Source organism: Klebsiella sp. K5-204 (assembly GCF_030128585.1).
Lineage (GTDB): Bacteria > Pseudomonadota > Gammaproteobacteria > Enterobacterales > Enterobacteriaceae > Klebsiella > Klebsiella quasipneumoniae.
In genome coordinates, this window is sequence record NZ_JAKUZS010000003.1 from 435,614 (window position 1) to 457,668 (window position 22,055).

The 22,055-nt window shown below is 60.4% G+C and carries 20 protein-coding genes; 10 read left to right on the top strand and 10 right to left on the bottom strand.

From position 1 onward, the window contains the following. Window positions 1-45 precede the first annotated feature (45 nt). The 6 genes from hydN to MKR05_RS10835 all read left to right on the top strand — a co-directional run bounded on the left by hydN (window position 46) and on the right by MKR05_RS10835 (window position 7,885). The gene (gene hydN, locus MKR05_RS10810) at window positions 46-573 is read left to right on the top strand and encodes an electron transport protein HydN (protein WP_004205658.1); all 528 of its coding nucleotides are present in this window, start codon (window positions 46-48) and stop codon (window positions 571-573) included. Between the two features lie 8 nt (window positions 574-581). Next, window positions 582-2,816: a carbamoyltransferase HypF gene (gene hypF / locus MKR05_RS10815; RefSeq protein WP_284118220.1), complete on the top strand. Its 2,235-nt coding sequence runs from the start codon at window positions 582-584 to the stop codon at window positions 2,814-2,816. Next, window positions 2,813-3,826 carry a HoxN/HupN/NixA family nickel/cobalt transporter gene (locus tag MKR05_RS10820; RefSeq protein ID WP_048298103.1) on the top strand — a complete coding sequence of 338 codons (1,014 nt, stop codon included), beginning with the start codon at window positions 2,813-2,815 and terminating at the stop codon, window positions 3,824-3,826. Before hypF ends, MKR05_RS10820 begins: the two co-directional genes overlap by 4 nt. 352 nt (window positions 3,827-4,178) lie before the next feature. Then, entirely contained in the window at window positions 4,179-5,234 is a 1,056-nt protein-coding gene (locus MKR05_RS10825) for an amidohydrolase (RefSeq protein ID WP_284118219.1), read from the top strand. Beyond that, window positions 5,224-6,492, top strand: coding sequence for an MFS transporter (locus MKR05_RS10830; protein WP_023290783.1), 1,269 nt, complete (start codon window positions 5,224-5,226; stop codon window positions 6,490-6,492). The genes MKR05_RS10825 and MKR05_RS10830 overlap by 11 nt, the downstream gene beginning before the upstream one ends. Before the next feature lie 58 nt (window positions 6,493-6,550). Next, a complete protein-coding gene (locus MKR05_RS10835) occupies window positions 6,551-7,885 on the top strand; it encodes an MFS transporter (RefSeq protein WP_023290782.1) in 1,335 nt (444 codons plus the stop codon). A gap of 39 nt (window positions 7,886-7,924) precedes the next feature. Here the strand turns inward: MKR05_RS10835 and MKR05_RS10840 are convergent, their stop codons facing one another. After that, window positions 7,925-8,641 carry an IclR family transcriptional regulator gene (locus MKR05_RS10840; protein WP_023290781.1) on the bottom strand — a complete coding sequence of 239 codons (717 nt, stop codon included), beginning with the start codon at window positions 8,639-8,641 and terminating at the stop codon, window positions 7,925-7,927. Window positions 8,642-8,807: 166 nt separating this feature from the next. On the opposite strand from MKR05_RS10840, the gene MKR05_RS10845 reads away from it, so the two are divergent. Then, entirely contained in the window at window positions 8,808-9,503 is a 696-nt protein-coding gene (locus MKR05_RS10845) for an RraA family protein (RefSeq protein WP_238875215.1), read from the top strand. Beyond that, entirely contained in the window at window positions 9,500-10,447 is a 948-nt protein-coding gene (locus tag MKR05_RS10850; protein WP_044524486.1) for a hydroxyacid dehydrogenase, read from the top strand. Before MKR05_RS10845 ends, MKR05_RS10850 begins: the two co-directional genes overlap by 4 nt. An 829-nt stretch (window positions 10,448-11,276) precedes the next feature. Here the strand turns inward: MKR05_RS10850 and norW are convergent. Together norW and norV are read right to left on the bottom strand one after the other, a co-directional pair. Then, complete coding sequence (norW, locus tag MKR05_RS10855) at window positions 11,277-12,413, bottom strand: NADH:flavorubredoxin reductase NorW (protein WP_238875214.1); 1,137 nt, start codon at window positions 12,411-12,413, stop codon at window positions 11,277-11,279. Next, window positions 12,410-13,858: an anaerobic nitric oxide reductase flavorubredoxin gene (gene norV, locus MKR05_RS10860; protein ID WP_023290776.1), complete on the bottom strand. Its 1,449-nt coding sequence runs from the start codon at window positions 13,856-13,858 to the stop codon at window positions 12,410-12,412. Before norV ends, norW begins: the two co-directional genes overlap by 4 nt. A 187-nt stretch (window positions 13,859-14,045) precedes the next feature. On the opposite strand from norV, the gene norR reads away from it, so the two are divergent. Then, window positions 14,046-15,596, top strand: coding sequence for a nitric oxide reductase transcriptional regulator NorR (gene norR / locus MKR05_RS10865; RefSeq protein WP_048335079.1), 1,551 nt, complete (start codon window positions 14,046-14,048; stop codon window positions 15,594-15,596). On the opposite strand, the gene gutQ is transcribed toward norR, so the two are convergent. The 7 genes from gutQ to MKR05_RS10900 all read right to left on the bottom strand — a co-directional run bounded on the left by gutQ (window position 15,559) and on the right by MKR05_RS10900 (window position 20,582). Continuing rightward, window positions 15,559-16,524 carry an arabinose-5-phosphate isomerase GutQ gene (gutQ, locus tag MKR05_RS10870; RefSeq protein WP_032453823.1) on the bottom strand — a complete coding sequence of 322 codons (966 nt, stop codon included), beginning with the start codon at window positions 16,522-16,524 and terminating at the stop codon, window positions 15,559-15,561. The genes norR and gutQ overlap by 38 nt on opposite strands. Further along, window positions 16,517-17,290: a DNA-binding transcriptional repressor gene (locus MKR05_RS10875; protein WP_004205671.1), complete on the bottom strand. Its 774-nt coding sequence runs from the start codon at window positions 17,288-17,290 to the stop codon at window positions 16,517-16,519. The genes gutQ and MKR05_RS10875 overlap by 8 nt, the downstream gene beginning before the upstream one ends. Before the next feature lie 66 nt (window positions 17,291-17,356). Further along, window positions 17,357-17,716: a transcriptional regulator GutM gene (gene gutM, locus MKR05_RS10880; RefSeq protein WP_032453822.1), complete on the bottom strand. Its 360-nt coding sequence runs from the start codon at window positions 17,714-17,716 to the stop codon at window positions 17,357-17,359. Window positions 17,717-17,873: 157 nt separating this feature from the next. Next, entirely contained in the window at window positions 17,874-18,653 is a 780-nt protein-coding gene (srlD, locus tag MKR05_RS10885) for a sorbitol-6-phosphate dehydrogenase (protein WP_002914815.1), read from the bottom strand. Window positions 18,654-18,665: 12 nt separating this feature from the next. Further along, entirely contained in the window at window positions 18,666-19,028 is a 363-nt protein-coding gene (gene srlB, locus MKR05_RS10890; protein ID WP_050533591.1) for a PTS glucitol/sorbitol transporter subunit IIA, read from the bottom strand. Window positions 19,029-19,041: 13 nt separating this feature from the next. Next, window positions 19,042-20,022, bottom strand: coding sequence for a PTS glucitol/sorbitol transporter subunit IIB (locus MKR05_RS10895; protein ID WP_032453820.1), 981 nt, complete (start codon window positions 20,020-20,022; stop codon window positions 19,042-19,044). Continuing rightward, window positions 20,019-20,582, bottom strand: coding sequence for a PTS glucitol/sorbitol transporter subunit IIC (locus MKR05_RS10900; RefSeq protein WP_004205677.1), 564 nt, complete (start codon window positions 20,580-20,582; stop codon window positions 20,019-20,021). Before MKR05_RS10900 ends, MKR05_RS10895 begins: the two co-directional genes overlap by 4 nt. Window positions 20,583-20,859: 277 nt before the next feature. Here MKR05_RS10900 and mltB point away from each other — a divergent pair, with 277 nt between their 5' ends. Beyond that, window positions 20,860-21,939: a lytic murein transglycosylase B gene (mltB, locus tag MKR05_RS10905; protein ID WP_023290770.1), complete on the top strand. Its 1,080-nt coding sequence runs from the start codon at window positions 20,860-20,862 to the stop codon at window positions 21,937-21,939. The last annotated feature ends 116 nt before the right edge of the window (window positions 21,940-22,055 follow it).

The following is a 22,055-nucleotide window of genomic DNA, read 5'->3' on the forward strand; positions in this document are numbered from 1 at the left end:
TTATGCATACTCCGGCGCCTAACCCTCTTACAGCTGGAGAAATGGATGAACCGTTTCATTATTGCCGATGCGAGCAAATGCATCGGCTGTCGCACTTGCGAAGTAGCCTGCGTGGTCTCCCATCAGGAACATCAGGACTGCGCCTCCCTGACGCCGCACACCTTTCAGCCGCGTATTCACGTCATCAAAGGGGTCAATGTCTCCACGGCCACCGCCTGCCGTCAGTGTGAGGACGCCCCGTGCGCCAACGTCTGCCCGAACGGCGCCATCAGCCGCGATAAAGGCTTTGTTCATGTGATGCAGGAGCGCTGCATCGGCTGCAAAACCTGCGTCGTCGCCTGCCCGTACGGGGCGATGGAGGTAGTGGTGCGGCCGGTGATCCGCCATAGCGGCGCCGGACTGAACGTCGTGGCGGAAAAAGCCGAAGCCAACAAGTGCGATCTCTGCTTCCACCGCGACAGCGGCCCGGCCTGCATGGAGGTCTGCCCGACGCACGCCCTGGTCTGCGTAGACCGCAACAAGCTGGAGCAGATGAATCAAGAGAAACGTCGCCGCACGGCGCTGGCCTGGTAAGCTCAGGCATGAACGGGGTGCAAATCCGCATTCGCGGTAAAGTGCAGGGGGTGGGGTTCCGCCCCTTTGTCTGGCAGCTGGCTCAGGGGCAGGCGCGCTGCGGCGATGTCTGTAACGACGGCGACGGCGTGCTGGTGCGGCTGGCCGGGGACGATGATGGTTTTACTGCCGCCCTCGCTGCCCACTGCCCGCCGCTGGCGCGGATCGACAGCCTCGTCTGCGCCCCTTATCGCTGGGCGGCTCCGCCGCAGGATTTCACCATCCGCGAGAGCGGGGCGGGACGGATGCGCACCCAGATCGTGCCCGATGCCGCGACCTGCCCGGCGTGCCTCGCGGAGATGAATGATCCCCGGGCGCACCGCTACCGCTACCCCTTTATCAACTGTACCCACTGCGGGCCGCGGTTAACCATTATTCGCGCGATGCCTTACGACCGGCCATTTACCGCGATGGCGCCGTTTCCGCTCTGCCCGCCCTGCGAGGCGGAATACCGCGATCCTGCCGATCGCCGGTTTCACGCCCAGCCGGTGGCCTGCCCCGACTGCGGGCCGCGACTGGAATGGCGGGCGCAAGGGGAAACGCTGGACGGCGAGGCGGCGCTGCAGTCGGCTATCGCCCGGCTGGCGGCGGGCGACATCGTGGCGATAAAAGGCGTCGGCGGCTTTCATCTGGCCTGCGACGCCGGCAACCCTGCTGCCGTTGCCACACTGCGGGCGAGGAAACACCGTCCGGCGAAACCGCTGGCGGTGATGCTGCCCTCTGCGGCGGGGTTACCTGCCGACGCCGCGGCGCTGATGGGCTCCCCGGCGGCGCCCATCGTACTGATTAGCAAAGCGCAGGTCTCCGGCCTGTGCGACGAGATTGCGCCAGGGCTTGCGGAAGTTGGGGTGATGCTGCCGTCTAATCCGCTGCAGCATTTGCTTCTGCAGGCGCTGGCGCGCCCTATCGTGATGACCTCCGGCAACCTTAGCGGCCGCCCGCCGGCGTTAAGTAATACTCAGGCGCTCAACGACTTAGTCGACATCGCCGACGGCTTTTTGCTCCATAACCGCGACATCGTGCAGCGGATGGATGATACGCTGGTGCGCTCGAGCGGAGAAATGCTGCGCCGCGCCCGGGGCTATGTCCCGGATGCGCTGCCGCTGCCGCCGGGTCTGGAGAAGGTTCCGCCGCTGCTGGCGCTGGGCGCGGACATGAAAAACACCTTCTGCCTGGCGCGCGGGGGCGAAGCGGTTCTCAGCCAGCACTTTGGCGATCTTGGCGAGGAGGGCGTCGAGCAGCAGTGGCGCAGCGCGCTACAGCTGATGCAGAACATCTACGCCTTTATGCCGCAGCGGGTAGTGGTTGACGCCCATCCCGGCTATCGCTCGACGCAGTGGGCGGCGACTCTGCCGCTGCCGGTAGAGACAGTGCTACATCACCATGCTCACGCTGCGGCGTGCCTGGCGGAGCACCGCTGGCCGCTCGACGGCGGAGACGTCATCGCCCTGATCCTCGACGGAATCGGCATGGGGGAGAACGGCGCGCTATGGGGCGGGGAGTGCCTGCGGGTTAACTATCGCCAGTGCGAACATCTCGGCGGGTTGCCGGCCGTCGCGCTGCCGGGAGGCGACCTGGCGGCGCGTCAGCCGTGGCGTAATCTGCTGGCTCAGTGCCTGGCCTTTATCCCTGACTGGCAGGATTACCCGCAGACCGGTACGCTGCGCCAGCGCAACTGGCCGCTGCTGGCGCAGGCCATCGATCGCGGTATTAACGCGCCGCGCGCCTCGTCCTGCGGACGGCTGTTTGATGCCGTCGCCTGCGCGCTGGACTGCGCCCCGGAGAGCCTGAGCTATGAGGGCGAGGCGGCCTGTAGGCTGGAGGCGCTGGCCGCCAGCTGCTCCGGCGTCTGCCATCCGGTCACGCTGCCGTGGCGCGGCAATGCGCTGGACTTAGCCACCTTCTGGCGACAGTGGCTGCGCTGGCAGGCGACCCCGGCGCAAAAAGCCTGGGCATTCCATGACGCCCTGGCCAGCGGACTGGCGGCGATGGCCCGCGACTGCGCCATCGCCCGCGGCATCGACACGATGGTCTGCAGCGGCGGAGTGCTGCATAACCGCCTGCTGGCGGCGCGATTGACCTTTTATCTGGCGGATTTTACTCTGCTGTTTGCGCAGCAGTTGCCGGCCGGCGACGGCGCAATCGCCTATGGTCAGGCGGTGATCGCCGCCGCCCGCGGACAGGCTCAAGGAACACAACAATGATAATGACAGTTTTACGCCAGCAGCCGCGCGCTGCGGGACTGGTGCTGGGGTTGATCGCGGCGAACCTACTGGCCTGGTGCTGGGCGCTGCAGGCCTTTGGCGACAGCGGCGCGCTGATGGCCGCCAGCCTGCTGGCCTGGGGCTACGGTCTGCGCCACGCGGTGGACGCCGACCATATCGCGGCGATTGATAACGTCACCCGCAAGATGATGCAACAGGGGCGGCGGCCTTTCGCCGTCGGGGCCTGGTTCTCGCTGGGCCACTCGTCGATTGTGGTGCTGGCCTCGGCGGCGATTGCCGCGACCGCCACGGCCTTCAGCGCGCAGATGAGCTGGCTGCACGACACCGGCAGCGTCATCGGCACCGCGGTGTCGGCGCTGTTTCTGCTGGCGATGGCCTTTATCAACCTGGTGATATTGCGCAGCGTCTGGCGCAGCTTTCGGGCGTGGAAGCGCGGTGAGCCGGTGAGCGACGAGATCGTCAGCGGCGGCGGGGTGATGAGCTGGCTGTTTGGCAAAACCTTTCGTCTGGTCAGCCGCAGCTGGCAGATGTACCTGGTCGGTTTCCTGTTCGGCCTCGGGTTTGATACCGCCACCGAAATCGGCGTGCTGGGCATCTCCGCCGCCGGCGCGTCGAGCGGGATTTCCGTCTGGTCGATTATGGTCTTCCCGGCGCTGTTCGCCAGCGGCATGGCGCTGGTGGACACCCTCGATAACGTGCTGATGGTCGGCGCCTACGGCTGGGCGTTCAGCAAGCCGCAGCGCAAGCTTTACTACAACATGACCATCACCGGCACTTCGGTGGTGGTGGCGCTGTTTATCGGCGGCCTGGAAGCGCTGGGTCTGCTGATGGATAAGTTTGCGCTCAGCGGCGGAATATGGCGCTGGGTCGGGGTGTTAAACGACAACCTCGGCGACGCCGGGTTTGTGGTGGTCGGGCTGTTTGTCGCCTGTTGGGCGCTGTCGGTGCTCAACTATCGCTGGCGCGGCTACGATAATCTGGCGCGTTAGATTCAGCATTTTCCCGGCTTGCGCTGCGCTAAGCCGGGCGACAACAACTGTCCGGCGGCGCTACGTGGGCCTGCGTGGCGTATGCTGCCCGCACTGTTTTACGCAGGAGCCTGCTGCTCGTGGTGAGGCATTGTATCGGTGTCACTCAGGCTGATTTTTAACTTATTGAAAACATATTAATTTCTGTTAGCCCCTCCCTTCCCCCGCTTTTAACGACCTTATACATCTGTGATTCACCTCTTATTTACATCATTTAAACCAATCGTTAACTGGATAAAAACACGGCAGCCTCGTTATAGTAGTTTTGTAAAATAAAACACTGTTGTACAGGGTAAAACAAAACGAGGTGTTCATGGAGATCGTTACCGCGCCGCACCTTGCGGTCAGAAACGAGTGGCTTGCGTTACATCGTGAAGCGCCATTACAACCCGAGCTGCCCATCATTGATGCGCATCATCATCTTTGGGATCGGCAAACCGGCCGCTATCTCACCCATGAGTTCAGCGACGATATCCAGACCTCAGGGCATCGCGTTGTCTCATCGGTCTATGTGCAATGCCGCTCTATGTTGCGTCGCGACGGGCCGGAGACGCTTAAACCGCTTGGTGAAATCGAGTTTGCCAGCGGTATCGCCGCGATGTTCGCCAGCGGTCATTATGCAAACGCGCTCGGATGCGAAGCCATCATCGGCGGGCTCAGTTTACTGGCGGGGGACGCGATGCAGCCTGCCATTGAGCGCGCGATAGCGTTATCCGGCGGGCGGCTGCGAGGGATGCGCAATCCGTTGGCTTGGCATCTCGATCCGCGGGTAACCTCCAGCCCGGTTACGCCACCGGCAGGCCTGGCGCAGAGCGCTCCGTTCCGCCGGGGCGCTGCCTGTCTCGCGAGGCATGCATTGTCGCTCGATGTATGGGTTTACCACACGCAGCTGGAGGAGATTGCCGATCTGGCGCGGGAAATACCAACGTTACAGATTGTGATCGATCACTGCGGCGGGCCGGTCGGCGTTGGACCCTGTTCAGAACGGGATCCGGACATGTTTCAGCAGTGGCGAAACGGTATGCGACGTCTGGCGGAACTGCCGAACGTATGCGTAAAAATTAGCGGCTTTGGGATGACGGTCAGGGGGTTTCACTTCGCAGCGGCAGAGACGCCGCCGGATTCGCAAATGCTGGCACAGGCATGGATGCCGTGGTTTGAGACCATTGTTTCTCTTTTCGGTGCCGAACGCTGCATGTTCGCCAGCAACTTTCCCGTCGATAAAGGCATGTTCAGCTACGGCGTTTTCTGGAACGCCTGCAAACGCCTGGCGCAACAGGCGTCCCCTGACGAACAGGCGCAGTTGTTCTGGCGTACCGCCGCAACCTGTTATCGGTTAACCTCTGTGGAGAATATCAATGACCAGTAAAAGCGAGCTAAATCAATTTACTGCGACTAAAGCGACGCCTGACGCATTGCCACAACGCGTCGCTGAGAGGCGGACGCTGGCGCTGGGCGGCCTTGGCTGGACATTTGAAAGCTACGACTCCTTTCTGCTTTCATTGCTGTTGCCAGTGCTGGGCGTGGTGTTCGGTATTAATAAAACCGAGCTTGGGCTGTTTATCAGCGTCACGGCCGGGGGGCAGATTATTGGCGGGATCCTGTTTGGTTTTATCGCCGACAAAATTGGGCGTGTGAAAACGGCGCTGATCTGTATCGCCATCTATTCACTCTTTTCCGGCCTGTTAGCCTTTACGCACGATCAACAACATTTCGCGCTTTTACGTTTTTGCGGCGCGCTGGGTATGGGCGGAATGTGGACCTCGGGCGCGGCGCTGATAGCTGAAACCTGGCGACCTGAACGGCGCGCGCGCGGCGGCGCGTTGATGCAAATGGGCTTACCTGTTGGCGCTATTCTGGCTATCAGCCTGACGGCAATCGTCAGCTCGGTCAACGGCGGCCTGGAGCAGGGTGCATGGCGCTATCTGTTTATGATCGGCGCGCTGCCGGTATTCATTATGAGTGTGGTCGCCTGGTTCACACCGGAATCGCAGGTTTGGCTTGCTCGTCAACAGGCGAAGGCGACGAGTCGTCAACCTGCCGTCAAGCTGGGTAAACAGAATCTGCGAGGTCTGCTGTTGGCCTTTGTCTTTATCTTTTTTATTCAGTATCTGTTCTGGGGCGTATTTACCTGGACACCCACCTATCTGCGGGAAGTCAAACATCTGGATTTTTTGCACAGCCTGAAGTTTGTACTTGCGCTGCAGGCTGGGGCCATCGCGGGTTTTCTGGTGTTTTCGGTGCTGGCGGATAAGTGGGGACGCCGTCCGATGTTCCTGATTTATCTGTTAACCGGCGCCATTGCCGTCGCGCTGTACCTTGTGACCACGCAACCCTTCATTCTGATGGTGGCGATTTTCATGGCCGGTTTCGGGGTTAACGGTATTTTTGCGGGCTCGGGACCCTTCCTGGCGGAAATCATCGGGGACACCTCATCCCGGGGCTTCCTGATGGGGCTCGCCTATAACGGAGGCCGTCTGGGCGGATTTATTGCGCCGCTACTGATTGGCGCTGTCGCCAACGCTGGCGGTTTCACCGCGGGACTGGCGACGACCGTGGTTGCTTTCCTTGCGGCGATGCTGGTGGTGTGGCGAGCGCCGGAAACCAGAGGCATCAAGCTGAAGTAACTTATTTCATCTCTACATCGTTTTCCTGATAAACATAATGAAACCCTGCGAGGAAACCATGACCGATCAATTACCGCACCGCGCGAGCGATAACGACGCGCTGGAAAAAGAAACCATGCGACGGGTTATCTGGCGCATCCTGCCTTTCCTGGTGGTGAGCTACCTGGTATCGATTATTGACCGCGGCAACATAGGCATGGCGGCGCTGCAGATGAATCAGGATCTGGGCCTGAGTAAGGCGGCTTTCGGCTTCGCCAGCAGCTTGTATTTTGTGGCCTACTTTATCTTTGAAGTACCCAGCAACCTGGCGATGCAGAAGGTGGGGGCACGATTGTGGATCCCGCGCATTATGATCAGCTGGGGAGTGGTATCGATGTGTATGGCGCTGGTGCAAAATACCACCTCCCTTTACATCGTACGCTTTTTGCTGGGGGCTGCCGAAGCGGGCTTTTTCCCGGGCGTGGTGCTCTATCTGACCTGGTGGATCCCGTCGCGCTACCGGGCGCGGATCATCGCCTCGTTTATGGTGGCCATTCCGCTGGCTAACTTTATCGGTTCCCCGCTTTCCGGGTTGATACTGATGATGGATGGGTGGTTAGGCCTGCGCGGCTGGCATCTGTTATTCATTATTGAAGGGCTGCCGGCGGTCCTGCTGGGGATAGCCGCGTTTTTCATCTTGCGGGACCGTCCACACCAGGCTGGCTGGTTAAACGATCGTCAGAAAGCATGGCTGGAAAACACGCTTCAGGCGGAGCGCCAACAGCAGAAACAGATCGGCCACACCTCCACCTGGCAACTGTTGAAGCATCGTCAAATCTGGCTCATGGCGCTGATTTACGCCGGCGCCTCTTCTGCCGGCACGACCCTTAGCGTCTGGTCTCCCCAGCTGCTGAAGTCGTTCCATCTGGATAACCTGACCACCGGGCTGCTTAATGCCATCCCCTATGGTCTGGCCTCGGTGCTGATGATTGTCTGGGGGCGCAGTTCGGATCGAAGTAATGAACGCCGCTGGCACACGGCGCTCACCCTCTTTATGATCGCGGGCGGTGTGTTTGCGGCGTTTATCAATCTGTCGCTGCCGGCCACCATTGCGATCCTCAGCACCATTCTGATTGGCGCTTATGCGATGAAGGGGCCCTTCTGGGCGCTGGCGTCGGGCTGGATGAGCAGCACCTCAGCCGCCGCCGGGCTGGCGGCCATCGGGGCGATCGCCAACCTGATTGGCGGCGCGGTGATGGTGAATGCCTACGGCATGATTAGCGAACGGACAGGAAGCCATACGCTGGCGATGCTCCCGCTAGCAGGCTTGTGTCTGGCAGGCGGCATTGCGGTGCTGGCCATGGGGCGCCGTTACTCGCAGACGGCCAGGCAGGAAAAACAGATGACCCATTAATAAGCAAAGGCGGGATTTTTCCCGCCTTCTCAGCAAAGCTTACTCTTTCACACCGTAAAACGTTTCGCAGAATGTCTTACTGGCGCCTAGCTTGAGCGACAGGCGGTTGGCCGTCTCCTGCATGAGCTGGCTGATGCCGCTCGCTTTACGATCTTCCGTCAGACGCGATGCCGGCCCGGTCAGGGCCAGCGCCGCGATCAGTTTATCGTGGACGCCAAACACTGGCATGGCGAAGGCCGCGGTGTGCGGGTCGCGCGCGCCGGAGGTATAGAACGGCAGCGTCGGTTCGTCTTCCGGCAACGATTCACCCAATCCCCAGCGGCGTAAAACCTTACTGATAGCGGAACCATCCAGCGGGAACTGGCTGCCAGGCAGGTTGCTGTGGCGCAATCCCTGGGAGGCTTCGGCGCGGAACAGGCACAGGCGTTGCCCCCCCTCAATCACATACCAGCTTGCGCTTTCGCTGGAGGCCTGTGACAGCGCCTGCAATTCCGGCTGTACCACTCTGGCAAGTTCAAATGATTGCTCATAGAGCTTGCCAAGATAGAGCAGACGGTGGCCGAGCGTATAGGTGCCATCGTCGTGCCGGATGATGTAGTTCATTCGCTCAAGCGAATTCATCAGGCGATAAACGGTTGTTTTGTGATATCCCGAAAGCTGGGCCAGCTCCGTTAACGTCAGACTGTCATTACCGGGACGGAAGCAATCAAGTAAAGCCAGCGCCTTTTCAACGGCAATTACGCCTTCATTCCCCATCATGTTCTCCTTTTTGCCGAACAAAATTGTACCTGAATTTTGTGAGTAACTTCGTGTTTACATCACAAACAACTTCGCAACACTGGCGAAAAGCGAAGCAATGCACGTATAGTTGTTTTATATAGTACACATGAGTTGTATCTAGTAAAACAAATGGAGAGTTACCATGCCTGCTTCGCAACAGAAACTCATCAATTTTGCTATTGCGCGTGTTACCGCGGAAGAAGTCCGTCAGGCCGCCGAATTTCAGGCCGCCATTCTGGCTGACGTGGCCGGACGCCGTGGCACATTACATGGCCGCATCAAGCCGCTGGCGCCGCATATGGCGGTCGCCGGGCCGGCGATTACCGTCGAGGTCCGCCCGGGGGATAACCTGGCTATTCACGCCGCGATGGCTGTCGCTAAACCTGGCGATATATTAGTGATCGACGGGAAAGGCGATCTCTCCTGCGCGCTGCTGGGGGAGATCATGGCCACGCAGGCGCAGGCCAGCGGTATCGCCGGGATCGTTATCGATGGCGCCGTTCGCGATGCGGAGACCTTAAGCAAACAACGCTTCCCGGTGTTCGCTGCCGGCCTGAACCCGTGCGGCCCGACCAAGTTCATTCCAGGCCGGGTCAATCATGCCATTTCGGTCGGCGGCGCCGCGGTGCAGGCGGGGGACTTAGTGGTCGGGGATATTGACGGCGTGGTCGTTATCCCACGCGAGGAAGTCCGCACCATCATCGAACTGGCGAAAGGCAAACTGGAGATGGAAGCAAAACGTCTGGTTGCTATCCGCGATGGCGATCTACGTCCGCACTGGCTGGAGGGCGCCCTGCGTCAGGCGGGGATGCTGAGCGAAGGGGAGACGCTGCCATGAGTGCTAAAAACGTGGTACTGATTACCGGCAGCGATTTGGCTGACGCGGCGCTGGGGATGCTGGAAGATTACGAACTTGTCTTTGCCGGCCGCCAGCCTACAGAGGCCCAGCTGATCGCTCTGTGCCAGCAGCACAATCCCGTCGCGATCCTGGTGCGCTATGGCCACATCACTGCCGCCGTTATGGATGCGGCCCCGGCATTGAAGGTGATTGCCAAACATGGCAGCGGCATTGATGTCATTGACGCCGAGGCGGCTGCCGCGCGCGGCATTCTGGTTCGCGCAGCGATCGGGGCGAATGCCGCCGCGGTGTCCGAACATACCTGGGCATTAATTTTGGCCTGTGCTAAGTCGGTCATTCCGCTCGACCGCCGCCTGCGTGAAGGGCACTGGGATAAATCCACGCATAAATCGCTTGAGCTTGAGGGCAGAACGCTGGGACTCATCGGCCTGGGCGCCATTGGCAGCCGGGTGGCGAAGATTGCCTGTGCCTTTGGTATGAAGGTTCTGGCTTACGATCCCTATGCGAAAGCGGTCCCGCCGGGATGTGAACGTGTTGCTGAACTTAACGATCTGCTCAGGCAGGCCGATGTGCTGTCCCTTCATTGCCCCTTGACGCAACAAAACAGGGGAATGATCAATGCCGCCACGCTGGCGCAGTGTAAGCCGGGCGCCATCCTGGTCAATACCGCGCGCGGCGGGTTGATTGACGATGCGGCGCTGGCCGCGGCATTAAAAGCGGGGACCTTGCGCTGGGCGGCGCTCGACAGCTTTAACAGTGAACCATTAACCACGCCCCACATCTGGCAGGCGATCGATAATGTGATTCTGTCTCCGCATGTGGGCGGCGTAAGCGATGCCTCTTACGTGAAAATGGGGACCGCTGCCGCGGCCAATATTCTGCAGGCGCTGCAGGAGTCGGCTCAGACAGAAACAACGTATTAAGTGTTAATCGAACCTGCGCTTCCGGTTAATTATTTTGCCCTGATGAGCTTACGGGCGGCATCCGCAGGCCGGGTAAGGCGCAGCGCCACCCGGCAAACTAACCGTGCAACAGGATCGCCTGGGAGGTGAGCTATGCTCGCCCGGCGGCGCTGCGCTTGCGCGGGCCTACCGTATCTGAGCTTACGGGCTACATCCGTAGGCCGGGTAAGCGTAGCGCCACCCGGCAAAATGGCGGCGCAACAGGGATGCGTGTATTGCAGATACGGTTATTGGATTGCCATTTTCTCACTCCGGCAAAAAGCGTCTGTCGCGTGTGATTTCAGCGTACATTGCGCTCCCGGTTAATCTTCTGCGTTATGCATGGCATGGCGCAGGGAGCGCACAGGGGGCGGCCAGTCGCCGCCGCCCCCTGTACCCCCGGGCTCCGGCCAGCAAAATCGCCGCTACGCGGTCCCTTCGACTTATCCCGGCAGGCTTCGGGTCGGGCCGAGGCAGCGTCCGTGCAAAACACGGCCCTCAGCCCGCATCCATGCGGGCTGCCCCGGCCTTCCGGGAACGTCTCAGCGATTTTGAGGCCGTCAGCACCGGCAGTTTCAGCAACCATGGTGAATATATTAACGACAGGTTGGACGATCCGTAGGCCGGGTAAGCGTAGCGCCACCCGGCAAAATGGCGGCGTAACAGGGATGCGTGGGAGGTAATGAACACGTGCCCGGCGGCGCTGCGCTTGCGCGGGCCTACCGTATCTGAGCTTACGGGTTACATCCGTAGGCCGGGTAAGCGTAGCGCCACCCGGCAAACTAACGGCAAAACAGGGCTGCCTGGAAGGTCATTCACTCACCAGCTGTTTGAGCAGCGCGAAGGCGTCTTTCATCTTGTCTTCGCTGACCACAAAGGCGCGCAGTTGATTCGCCGCATCCAGCCCTTTCGCCACCAGCCCCTCTTTGGCGGCCACGATGTTCCACGTCAGATCCTCGCGGCGGGTGTCGCCGGCCAGATGCAGCGGCAGATCCGGGGTCTTCACCTTCACCAGCATTGGCGGCAGCTTGAGTTCGCCTGCCTGCGCCAGCAGGTTTTTACTCAGGCACATGGCGCTGAGCAAAATCGGCTGCAGGAACGGCAGTACCGTACCGTTGATTTCCGCACAGTCGCCGAGGGCGTAAATCGCCGGGTCGCTGGTTTGCAGCTGGCTATTGACCACCACGCCGCGGTTAATCTGCAGTCCGGCGTGGCGCGCCAGCGAGGTTTCCGGGCGCAGGCCGGCGGCGGCCACCACCGCATCGACGGTTATCGCGCGCTGGCGGTCGAGACTGACGCGGATGCCGTCGGCGGTGTGTTCAAGCCCTTCCAGCTGCGTTTTTAACATCAGATGGACGCCCATCCCGGTGAGGCGATGCTGCAGACGGCTGCTGACCTCCGGCGGCATCAGCGCCGCCAGCACGCTGGCGGCATTATCGACCACCGTTACCGCTTTACCGGCGCGACAGAAATCCATCGCCAGCTCGCAGCCAATCAGGCCGCCGCCGACGATCAGCACCCGCCTGGCGTCGCGGAGCTGGCTCTGCGCCGCGCCATATTCGCGCTGGCTGTTCAGCGTTAGCATCAGCTCGCGGCCCGGCACCGGGGGGATAAACGGCGTGGCGCCGGTGGCCAGCACCAGTTTGTCGTAGCGCCACTGCTTATCCAGGCTTTTCACCCGATGGTTTTCAGCGTCGATATCGCTCACCCAGGTATGGGGAAACAAGCGCAGGTGGTACTGTTCGGCGAACTCGCCGGCGCTTTGCAGAGTCAGATCGTCGGCGTGCTGTCCGCGGCTGATGACGTGGCTGAGCTCGGGCTTGTTATACTCATCCATGCTGTCGGCGGCGATGAGGGTCAGCGGGATCTCGGCATCCTGCTTACGAATATTTTTCACCAGCTGGCGGGCCGCGAAGCCCGAGCCGATGATGACGATGCCATCACTCATTTTGCCTCCGTTGCCAGAACATCAAACACATCTTTACCCAGCGAACATTCAGGGCAGAGGAAGTTATCCGGCACGTCGCTCCACGGCGTACCCGGCTGCACATCCTGGTTAGGTTCGCCCTTCGCCGGGTCATACACCCACTGGCAGACGCTGCACTGCATCATGGGACCGAGATCGGCGGCCGCGGCGGCGGCACAGGCGCACTCCTGTTGTTCCGGCGTGACTGTCGCTTCAGCAACCGGCAATGGAGCGAGCGCCCACTGGCGGGCGATGTCGCGCCCGTGTTGGCGGCACAGTTCGAGCGCGTCGATATCCGGGCGCCATTTGGCCTTCAGACTCAGGGACATTTCAAACCCGGCATCCTGCAGGCGGGTGGACAGGCGGTCTACCGCGCCGCCGCTCCAGCCGTGGGAGCCAAAGGCGCTGGCGCGTTTGTTGCGAAAACGCAGCCCGGTCATCTCTTCCACCAGCCCGGCAATTTTCGGCATCATGACGTTGTTCATGGTGGAGGTGCCCACCAGCACGCCTTTTGAGCGGAAAACGTTGGTCAGAATGTCGTTTTTGTCGCTGCGGGCGACGTTAAAGATTTTCACCGCCACCCGTGGGTCGACCTCGGTGATCCCCTGGGCAATGGCGTCCGCCATCATGCGGGTGTTGTTGGACATGGTGTCGTAGAAAATCGTGATGCGATCTTCCTGATAATCCGCCGCCCATTCGAGGTATTTCTCGACGATTTGCGTCGGGTTATCGCGCCAGACCACGCCGTGGGAGGTGGCAATCATCGCTACCGGCAGGTTGAAGCCGAGAATTTCGTTAATTTTCGGCGTCACCAGGCGGCTGAAGGGCGTCAGGATGTTGGCGTAGTAGCGCTGGCACTGTTCGTACAGTTCAGTCTGGTCCACTTCATCGTTGAACAGATGTTCGTCGCAGTAGTGCTGGCCGAAGGCGTCATTGCTGAACAGCACCGCGTCGCCGGTCAGGTAAGTCATCATGCTGTCCGGCCAGTGCAGCATTGGCGTTTCGACGAAGATCAACTGCTTACCATTGCCGATATCGAGGGTGTCGCCCGTTTTCACCACGTGGAAGTTCCACTCCGGATGGTGGTGATGGCCGTTGATGGAGTCGATGGCGTTGGCGGTGCAGTAGATCGGCGTATCCGGGATCTGCATCATCAGCTCAGTCAACGCGCCGGCGTGGTCCTCTTCGGCGTGGTTAATAACGATGTAGTCGAGGTCGGCGAGGTCGATTTCGCGGCGCAGATTCTGCACGAACTCGCGGCTGAATTTATGATCGACGGTATCGATCAGCACGTTTTTCTCTTCGCGGATGAGATAGCTGTTATAGCTGCTGCCGCGCAGCGTTTTATATTCGGTGCCGTGGAAATCACGCACTTCCCAGTCACGTTGGCCAACCCAAAGAATGTTATTTTTCACCACAATAGACATAGCAACCTCAATTAATACAGTGTGTTCAAAGTGAGTTGATTGATGTATTACAAGTTGCGTGCCAGTTTTTTAAATTATTGAATAAAATGAATTTTTAAATTTTCATGATTTTAGTTGCTGTCAAAATGACAATGATTAAAATAGTCGATATGACTATATAAACTGTCAAAATGACAATGGAGCGATGATGAGTTTTTCCGTCGAGGCGCTGGCGAGAATCGCCATTGATTTACAAAGTGATATCGGCCACGTCGACCGCTTTTCGCGCCTGATCGCCACCCTGCGGCAGATCCTTGGCTGCGACGCCTCGGCGCTGCTGCGCTATGAGGCCCATCAGTTTGTGCCGCTGGCGATCGATGGTCTGGCGCAGGATGTGCTTGGCCGGCGCTTTGCACTGGATGGGCATCCGCGGCTGGAGGCTATCGCCCGCGCCGGCGATGTGGTGCGCTTCCCGGCGGACAGCGACCTGCCGGACCCCTATGACGGCCTGATCCCCGGCCAGGAGAGCCTCAAGGTTCACGCCTGCGTGGGGTTGCCGCTGTTTGCCGGGCAAACGCTGATCGGCGCGCTAACTCTTGACGGCATGGATGCCGACCGCTTCGACAGCTTCAGCGATGAAGAGCTGCGACTGATTGCCGCGCTGGTGGCCGGGGCGCTGAATAACGCGCTGCTTATCGCCCGCCTTGAAGCGCAAAACGTCCTGCCCGCGCAGGTGGTGAATTACCCGCAGCCGGAGCGTCAGGAGATCATCGGCCTGTCGGCGCCGATGCTGCAGCTGAAAAAAGAGATCGAGATTGTCGCCGCCTCGGATTTGAACGTGCTGATCAGCGGCGAAACGGGGACCGGTAAGGAGCTGGTGGCGAAGGCGGTGCATCAGGGATCGCCGCGTGCGGCTAACCCGCTGGTGTACCTCAACTGCGCGGCGCTGCCGGAGAGCGTGGCGGAGAGCGAGCTGTTCGGTCACGTGAAAGGGGCGTTTACCGGGGCTATCAGCAATCGCAGCGGCAAATTTGAGATGGCCGATAACGGCACGCTGTTCCTCGACGAAATCGGCGAGCTGTCGCTGGCGCTGCAGGCGAAGCTGCTGCGCGTCCTGCAGTATGGTGATATTCAGCGTGTCGGTGATGACCGCAGCCTGCGGGTCGATGTGCGGGTGCTGGCGGCCACCAACCGCGATCTGCGCCAGGAGGTGGTGGAAGGGCGCTTTCGCGCCGACCTCTATCACCGGCTGAGCGTCTTCCCGCTGTCGGTTCCGGCGCTGCGCGAGCGGGAAAATGACGTGGTGCTGCTGGCTGGCTATTTTTGCGAGCAGTGCCGCCTGCGGATGGGGCTGGCGCGGGTAATTTTAAGTGAGGCAACGCGAAACAGGCTGCAGCAGTGGTCGTGGCCTGGCAACGTGCGCGAACTGGAGCATGCCATTCACCGCGCGGTGGTGCTGGCGCGGGCTACTCAGGCTGGCGATGACATAGTACTGGAGCCGCAGCATTTCGAGTTTACGGCGACTGCGCCGACGTTGCCGACCGAGGCGGCGGCAGCGGCGCCGGCAATGGGCAACGTGAATCTGCGCGAAGCCACGGATAATTTCCAGCGCGAGGCGATTGCCCGCGCGCTGGCGGCACATCAGGGCAACTGGGCGGCGACCGCCCGCGCGCTGGAACTCGACGTCGCCAACCTGCACCGGCTGGCGAAACGTCTGGGGCTTAAAGGATCCCGGCCTGGTAAAAGTTCTGCAGGTTGATGGCGCCGACCAGTTGGCCGTTTTCATCGACTACCGGCGCGGCGCTGATTTTGTGCTTCATCAGCCGCTCTTTAGCTTCCACCGCGCGGCTCTCCGCCTGTAGCGTCACGCCGTTGCGGGTCATCGCCTGCGCGACGCCGTCGTTTAAGGTGCCGCCGCCCACCAGCCAGCGGCGCAGGTCGCCGTCGGTGAAGACCCCCTGCACGCGGTTGGCCTCATCGCAGACCGCCACCAGGCCGAGCCCGGTGCGGCTTAGCTCGAGCATTGCGTTCATGACGTTGGCGTCCGTGCCGACGCGCGGCACTTCGTCGTCGCGGCGCATCAGGTGATGCACTTTATTCAGCAGACGCGCGCCGAGCGCCCCTGCCGGGTGGGAGCGGGCAAAATCCTCTTCATTGAAGCCGCGGGCCTGCATGACCGCCATCGCCAGCGCATCGCCAAGCATCAGGGTGTTGACGGTGCTGGAGGTCGGCGCCAGGTGCATCGGACAGGCCTCTCGCTCGACGGCGATATCCAGCACCGCTTTCGCCGCCAGCGCCAGCGGCGAGGTGGATTTGCCGGTCATCGCCAGCAGCGGGATACCTTTTTCCTCCAGCCGCGGCACGATCAGATCCAGCTCTTTCGCGCTGCCGGAGTAGGAGATAAACAGCATCACGTCGCGGCCGTCGAGCATGCCAAGATCGCCGTGCAGCGCTTCCGCCGGATGGACAAAAAAGGCTGGGGTGCCGGTGCTGGCGAAAGTCGCCGCCAGCTTTTTGCCGATATGACCGGATTTACCGATACCGGAGACAATCAGTTTGCCCTCGCAGTGGATGATGGTTTCCGCCGCGCGGATGAAGTCGTCGCCCAGGCGTTCCGGCAGGCGGCTCGCCTCCTGTAGCTCCAGCATCAGGGTCTGGCGTCCGGCCTCTAACAAAAAGTTACTCATGATGTTCTCCAGTAATGATGACTTCTATGCCTTTGGCTTCCAGCGCCCGCTGGAATGCAGGGTCAATATCGGCATCGGTAATCAATTTATCCACGCGCTCCAGGCCGCAGACGATATTGGGGCTTTTACGGCCAAACTTTGACGAGTCGGCCATCAGGATCACTTCGCGGGCGGCGTTGCACATCGCCTTGCTGACGGTATACACCTCATTGAAGGTGGTGACGCCGGCGTTCAGATCGATGCCGTCGGTGCCCATAAACAGCTTGTCGAAACTGAACTGTTCGAAGGCGTTTTCCGCCAGCTGGCCGTGAAAGGAGGCCGATTTTTTGCGGAAGGTGCCGCCGGGCATCAGGATAGTCTGTTCATTATCCAGTTCGGCAAGGGCGTTGACGATATGCAGGCTGTTGGTCATCACCGTGATGTTATTGAAGCGGCTGAGCAGTGGGACCATCTGCAGCACCGTGCTGCCGGCATCAAGGATGAGGGAGTCGCCATCATGAATAAAGCGCACCGCCGCTTCGGCGATGCGCGCTTTCTTATGGGTGTTGATCAGCGTTTTATGATCGATCGGCGGATCGGCTTCATCTTTGTTGAGTACCACGCCACCGTAGGTGCGAATGACGGTGCCGGCGTTTTCCAGCGTGACCAGATCCTTGCGGATGGTGGTGCCGGTAGTATCGAAGTGTTGCGCCAGCTCTTCGACCGAGCATTTTCCCTGCGACTGCAGGAACTCGAGAATGGCTGCCTGGCGCTGACGTGGTTTCATAGGCGTCTATCCTGCGTTTAAGTTTCGAAGTGATAATTTCGCAAGATATTTACTTTTACAACGAAATTATCCATGTTTCGGATTAAGCGCTAATGATAGTGCATTCTGACAGCGCGGATCATGGGGAAAGATCACATCAGGCTGCAATTCCCCGATATGTTTGCCGTCCAGCGCGGGGATTTTTTGCGGTCGGGCGAAAATGGTGAAGCCTTTCATCAGCAGCGTGTCGCAAATGCGGTTGTCATCATCAACGGCGATAGCGACGATGGCGCGCGGTTGAAAGCGCCCGGCGGAGCGGCCGACCCCCACCCGACCCTGCTGGCACAGGCGGTCGAAGGCGCGATTGAAGCGGCGGATCTGCCAGCCGCCGAAGGCCAGTTGGGTAAGCCAGGCGATGGCGGCGACGGTGATGAGTGCGGTAACCATAGGTGTCTCCTTAAGGGGGCCGGGAACAACCCGGGTCGCGGCGCGAGCGCCTAACCCGAGCGACCCGCGGTGCCGTATTTTTGTCGGGTGGCGGCTAACGCCTTACCCGACCTACCGTTTTGTCGCCCGGATAAGCGCGGCGCCATCCGGGATCCCTTTAAAACATCACCTGGCCGCCGGTAACGTTGATCGACTGACCGGTGCAGTATGACGCCTGCGGGCTGGCGTAAAACATCAGGACGTTCAACACATCCTGATATTCGCAACCGCGCTTCAGGGGCACCTTGTCGATGTAGTACTGCTCGACCTCGCTCTCATCGATACCGAGCTTGGTGGCGTACTGCGGCAGCAGCGACTGGAACATCGGCGACTTCAGCAGATTGCCGAGCATCAGTGAGTGTACGGTAATGCCGTACTCCGCCAGATCCAGCGCCAGCGACTGGGTCAGGCCGACGCCGCCGAACTTCGCCGCGCTGTAGCCGGAGTTGTGCTTGCTGCCCACTTTGCCGGATTTCGAGTTGATCTGAATGATGCGTCCCTTAATGCCGTCGCGGATCATCAGCCGGGAAAACTCGCGGGCGCAGAGGAAGTAGCCCACCAGATTGACCTGCAGCGAGCGGTCGAAATCCCCCAGCGCAAAGTCGCTAATAAACGCCGCTTTAGCGATGCCGGCGCTGTACACCAGCAGGTCGACACGCGAGAAAATCTCATCCACTCCGTGGGCCAGCGCGGTGACGCTGGCCTCGCTGGTGGCGTCGGCGCCGAAGCCATACGCCATGCCTTCGCCATATTCAGCGTTAATCTCCTGGGCGACGCGGCTGGCTTTTTCGCTCTGAATATCGACCACCGCCACGCGGTAGCCCTCGGCGGCCAGCCCGCGGCACAGAAACTCTCCTAAGGTTTGTCCACCGCCAATGACAACAGCAACCTGATTCATCTTTCTCTCCTGTTAAGCAACAAATTTCAGTACGCAGCCGGGCGCGATGGCGTCCGGCACCGGGCCCGCGACGTGCACGGTTCCGGGGAATTCCGCTTCGCGGTGACCATCAAAGCGCAGGGTGATGTGGCCCAGCTCGCGCAGGTTTTGTTCGGCGACCTCGCCGACGGCGGTCACCGGGTAGCGCAGCTCGCCAAGCTGCAGCTCTGCGCCCGGCTGCAGCGCGCCGGCAAGCTCGCCGTGGTTGTGAATAAAGCAGTACGCTTCGATATCCGCCGGGGCGCCCTCGCGGAAGGTGATCAGCATCTGCTCTTCCAGCGCCATCGTCGCGCAGGCGCCGATGTGCGTAATGGTGGTCTGGTAAATCACGGTCATGTTCTGGCCCCTCTTACTGGTAAATAAATCCGGAAACGAACCACGCGATCAGCACCGTTGGCGCGCCGGTCAAAAAGCGGCTGACCAGCACCGACGGCACGCCGACGCGCACGGTATCCTGGCGGGCTTCAGCCAGCGACAGGCCTACCGGGATAAAATCGCAGGCGGCCTGGGCGTTAATGGCGAACAGCGCCGGCAGGGCGAGGTGCGGGGGAATATTGCCGAGGCCGATCTGAACGCCGATCAATACGCCAATCACCTGGGCGATAACCGCGCCGGGGCCGAGAAACGGCGACAGCAGCGGGAAGGAGCAGATCAGCGCCAGGGTCACCAGACCCAGCGGATGGCTGGCCAGCGGCGCCAGGCCATGGGCGATCCAGTCGCCGATGCCGGAGGCCATGATGATGCCGATCAGCGCCGAGACGAAGGCCATAAACGGCAGAATAGTCTTCAGCACCGTATCGATGGTGTCGCGCCCGGCCTGGAACAGCACCGCCACCACCGAGCCCATCCCCATCCCGACCTTCGCCAGCAGGCCATCGCTCTGTTCAGTGATCTTTTTGCTGGCGTCGTAATCGCGACCCGCGCGGTTGTTCTCCGCCGGTGGCTCGGGAGCTACCGCGCTGTCGGTCGCGATGCGCTGAATGTTCTCCTCTTTGACGCCGGAGACGTAGATATCTTCTGTGATGTATTGGGCCAGCGGCCCTGATTTGCCGGTGGCATGGATATTCACCGTCGGGATACGACGCTTGGGGTAGAGCCCGCAGCGCAGGGTGCCTCCGCAGTCGATAATCGCCACGCCGATGTCGCTTTCCGCCGGTTCGCCCTCTTTAAAACCGTCCACCGCCTGCCAGCCGGTCAGGCTGGCGATGCGGTCAACGATCGCCGGGCGGGTGCCGGCGGTGATATAGACGATCTTTTTGCCCTCGACGACGTCGAGCTCAAGGGGGCCGCCCCAGCCGCCGGTGCCTTTCTCAATACGAATCCGGGTCATGATGTCGCTCCTGACAGATGCACTTTCTGAGCCAGCTGAATCGCCATTTTTCGTTCGAAAATCGAGGTGGTCAGGTCGGTGACCCAGCCGCGGAAGAAGTTGGTCACCAGCCCGACCAGCAGATAGCTCACCGCCAGCGGCCCAAGCGGCAGGCCGAGGGTGGTGAGGCCGTTGGCGATGCCGAGATAGACGAACAGCTCGCCGGGGTTGATATGCGGAAACAGGCCGTTCATCGAGTGGCAGCTGTAGGACGCCGCCGCGTAATAGCTGGGCTTGTACTTCTCTGGCATAAAGCGGCCCAGGCTCAGGGTCATCGGGTTACAAAACACAAAGGTGCCGATGCAGGGCAACAGCAGGTAGCGGGAGATCGGGTTCCCGGCGCAGCGCTGCGCCAGTTTTTCGATCCGCTGCTGGCCGATAAAGTTGATCAGCGCGTTCATGATCACCAGCAGACTGATCAGCAAGGGGAGGATCCCGGTCACCATTCCGGTAAATACCTCGCCGCCTTTCTGAAACAGGCCGATAAACCACTCTGCGCCGTGGGTCACGACGTCAATCATTGTTCTCTCCTTCAGCATGTTATTTTTCTTGCTAACTGCAGGCTGATTTTAATCACTTTGAAAGATTTTAAAGTGTTAAATAGATCGCAAAATGAAAGATAAATATTTTATTTCGAAAGATTGGGGCTGAGAGGATGAAATCACGAGGCGCATGACAGCATCCAGGAAGGGGGGCGGTGAAGGACTATTTTGTCTACAAACAGATTGTCGCTTTCTTGTTGGTCGTCGCATGCTTTACCATAATTATCCCTTGCTGAATTTGTTAAACGGAATTCCCATGTTGAAGCGTCGCTCTCTGGCTGTACTTCCCCTTTGTGTGCTCCTCGCTGCCTGCAGCAGCAAACCCAAGACTCCCGCGGAAACGGAGATGGCGAGTGGAACCGGCGGCTTTTTGCTGGAACCGCAGCATAACGTGATGCAGATGGGCGGCGACTTCGCCAACAACCCGGCAGCGGCGCAGTTCATCGATAAGATGGTGGCGAAGCACGGCTTCGACAGGCAGCAGCTGCAGGAGATCCTGTCGCAGGCGAAGCGTCTGGACTACGTTCTGCGGCTGATGGATCGTCAGGCGCCGACCGGCCTGCCGCCGACCGGGCCGACCGGCGCCTGGCTGCGCTACAAGAAACAGTTTATTACCCCGGATAACGTGCAGAACGGCGTGGTGTTCTGGAATCAGTATCAGGACGCGCTCAACCGCGCTTATCAGGTCTACGGCGTACCGCCGGAAATCATTGTCGGCATTATCGGCGTGGAGACCCGTTGGGGCCGGGTGATGGGCAAAACCCGCATCCTCGACGCGCTGGCGACCCTGTCGTTTAACTATCCGCGCCGTGCTGAATACTTCTCCTCCGAGCTGGAAACCTTCCTGCTGATGGCGCGCAGCGAAAGCGACGACCCGCTGGATCTGAAAGGCTCTTTCGCCGGGGCGATGGGTTACGGCCAGTTTATGCCGTCCTCCTATAAGCAATACGCGGTGGACTTTAACGGCGACGGCCATATCAACCTGTGGGACCCGGTGGATGCGATCGGCAGCGTGGCCAATTACTTCAAACAGCACGGCTGGGTGAGCGGCGATCTGGTGGCGGTGCAGGCGCTGGGCCAGGCGCCGGGGCTGGAGAATGGTTTCAAAACCAAATACAGCGTTTCGCAGCTGTCGGCGGCGGGATTAACCCCGACCCAGCCGCTGGGCAACCATCAGCAGGCCAGCCTGCTGCGCCTGGACGTCGGCACCGGCTATGAGTACTGGTACGGGTTGCCGAACTTCTACACCATCACCCGCTACAACCACAGCACCCACTACGCCATGGCCGTCTGGCAGCTTGGCCTGGCGGTTTCTCAGGCCCGCGGCGGTTATTAATACTGTCATCCGGCTGACCGATCCCGAGCCTCCCCGGATAGCGGCGCGTAGCGCCTTATCCGGGCTACGGTCTGTTATCCGGCTGGCAGCCCCGGTAAGCGCAGCACGACCGGGGG

Coding starts and splice junctions, on each gene's coding strand:
- hydN (WP_004205658.1), top strand. CDS start 46: ATGAACCGTTTCATTATTGCCGATGCGAGCAAATGCATCGGCTGTCGC.
- hypF (WP_284118220.1), top strand. CDS start 582: ATGAACGGGGTGCAAATCCGCATTCGCGGTAAAGTGCAGGGGGTGGGG.
- MKR05_RS10820 (WP_048298103.1), top strand. CDS start 2,813: ATGATAATGACAGTTTTACGCCAGCAGCCGCGCGCTGCGGGACTGGTG.
- MKR05_RS10825 (WP_284118219.1), top strand. CDS start 4,179: ATGGAGATCGTTACCGCGCCGCACCTTGCGGTCAGAAACGAGTGGCTT.
- MKR05_RS10830 (WP_023290783.1), top strand. CDS start 5,224: ATGACCAGTAAAAGCGAGCTAAATCAATTTACTGCGACTAAAGCGACG.
- MKR05_RS10835 (WP_023290782.1), top strand. CDS start 6,551: ATGACCGATCAATTACCGCACCGCGCGAGCGATAACGACGCGCTGGAA.
- MKR05_RS10840 (WP_023290781.1), bottom strand. CDS start 8,641: ATGGGGAATGAAGGCGTAATTGCCGTTGAAAAGGCGCTGGCTTTACTT.
- MKR05_RS10845 (WP_238875215.1), top strand. CDS start 8,808: ATGCCTGCTTCGCAACAGAAACTCATCAATTTTGCTATTGCGCGTGTT.
- MKR05_RS10850 (WP_044524486.1), top strand. CDS start 9,500: ATGAGTGCTAAAAACGTGGTACTGATTACCGGCAGCGATTTGGCTGAC.
- norW (WP_238875214.1), bottom strand. CDS start 12,413: ATGAGTGATGGCATCGTCATCATCGGCTCGGGCTTCGCGGCCCGCCAG.
- norV (WP_023290776.1), bottom strand. CDS start 13,858: ATGTCTATTGTGGTGAAAAATAACATTCTTTGGGTTGGCCAACGTGAC.
- norR (WP_048335079.1), top strand. CDS start 14,046: ATGAGTTTTTCCGTCGAGGCGCTGGCGAGAATCGCCATTGATTTACAA.
- gutQ (WP_032453823.1), bottom strand. CDS start 16,524: ATGAGTAACTTTTTGTTAGAGGCCGGACGCCAGACCCTGATGCTGGAG.
- MKR05_RS10875 (WP_004205671.1), bottom strand. CDS start 17,290: ATGAAACCACGTCAGCGCCAGGCAGCCATTCTCGAGTTCCTGCAGTCG.
- gutM (WP_032453822.1), bottom strand. CDS start 17,716: ATGGTTACCGCACTCATCACCGTCGCCGCCATCGCCTGGCTTACCCAA.
- srlD (WP_002914815.1), bottom strand. CDS start 18,653: ATGAATCAGGTTGCTGTTGTCATTGGCGGTGGACAAACCTTAGGAGAG.
- srlB (WP_050533591.1), bottom strand. CDS start 19,028: ATGACCGTGATTTACCAGACCACCATTACGCACATCGGCGCCTGCGCG.
- MKR05_RS10895 (WP_032453820.1), bottom strand. CDS start 20,022: ATGACCCGGATTCGTATTGAGAAAGGCACCGGCGGCTGGGGCGGCCCC.
- MKR05_RS10900 (WP_004205677.1), bottom strand. CDS start 20,582: ATGATTGACGTCGTGACCCACGGCGCAGAGTGGTTTATCGGCCTGTTT.
- mltB (WP_023290770.1), top strand. CDS start 20,860: ATGTTGAAGCGTCGCTCTCTGGCTGTACTTCCCCTTTGTGTGCTCCTC.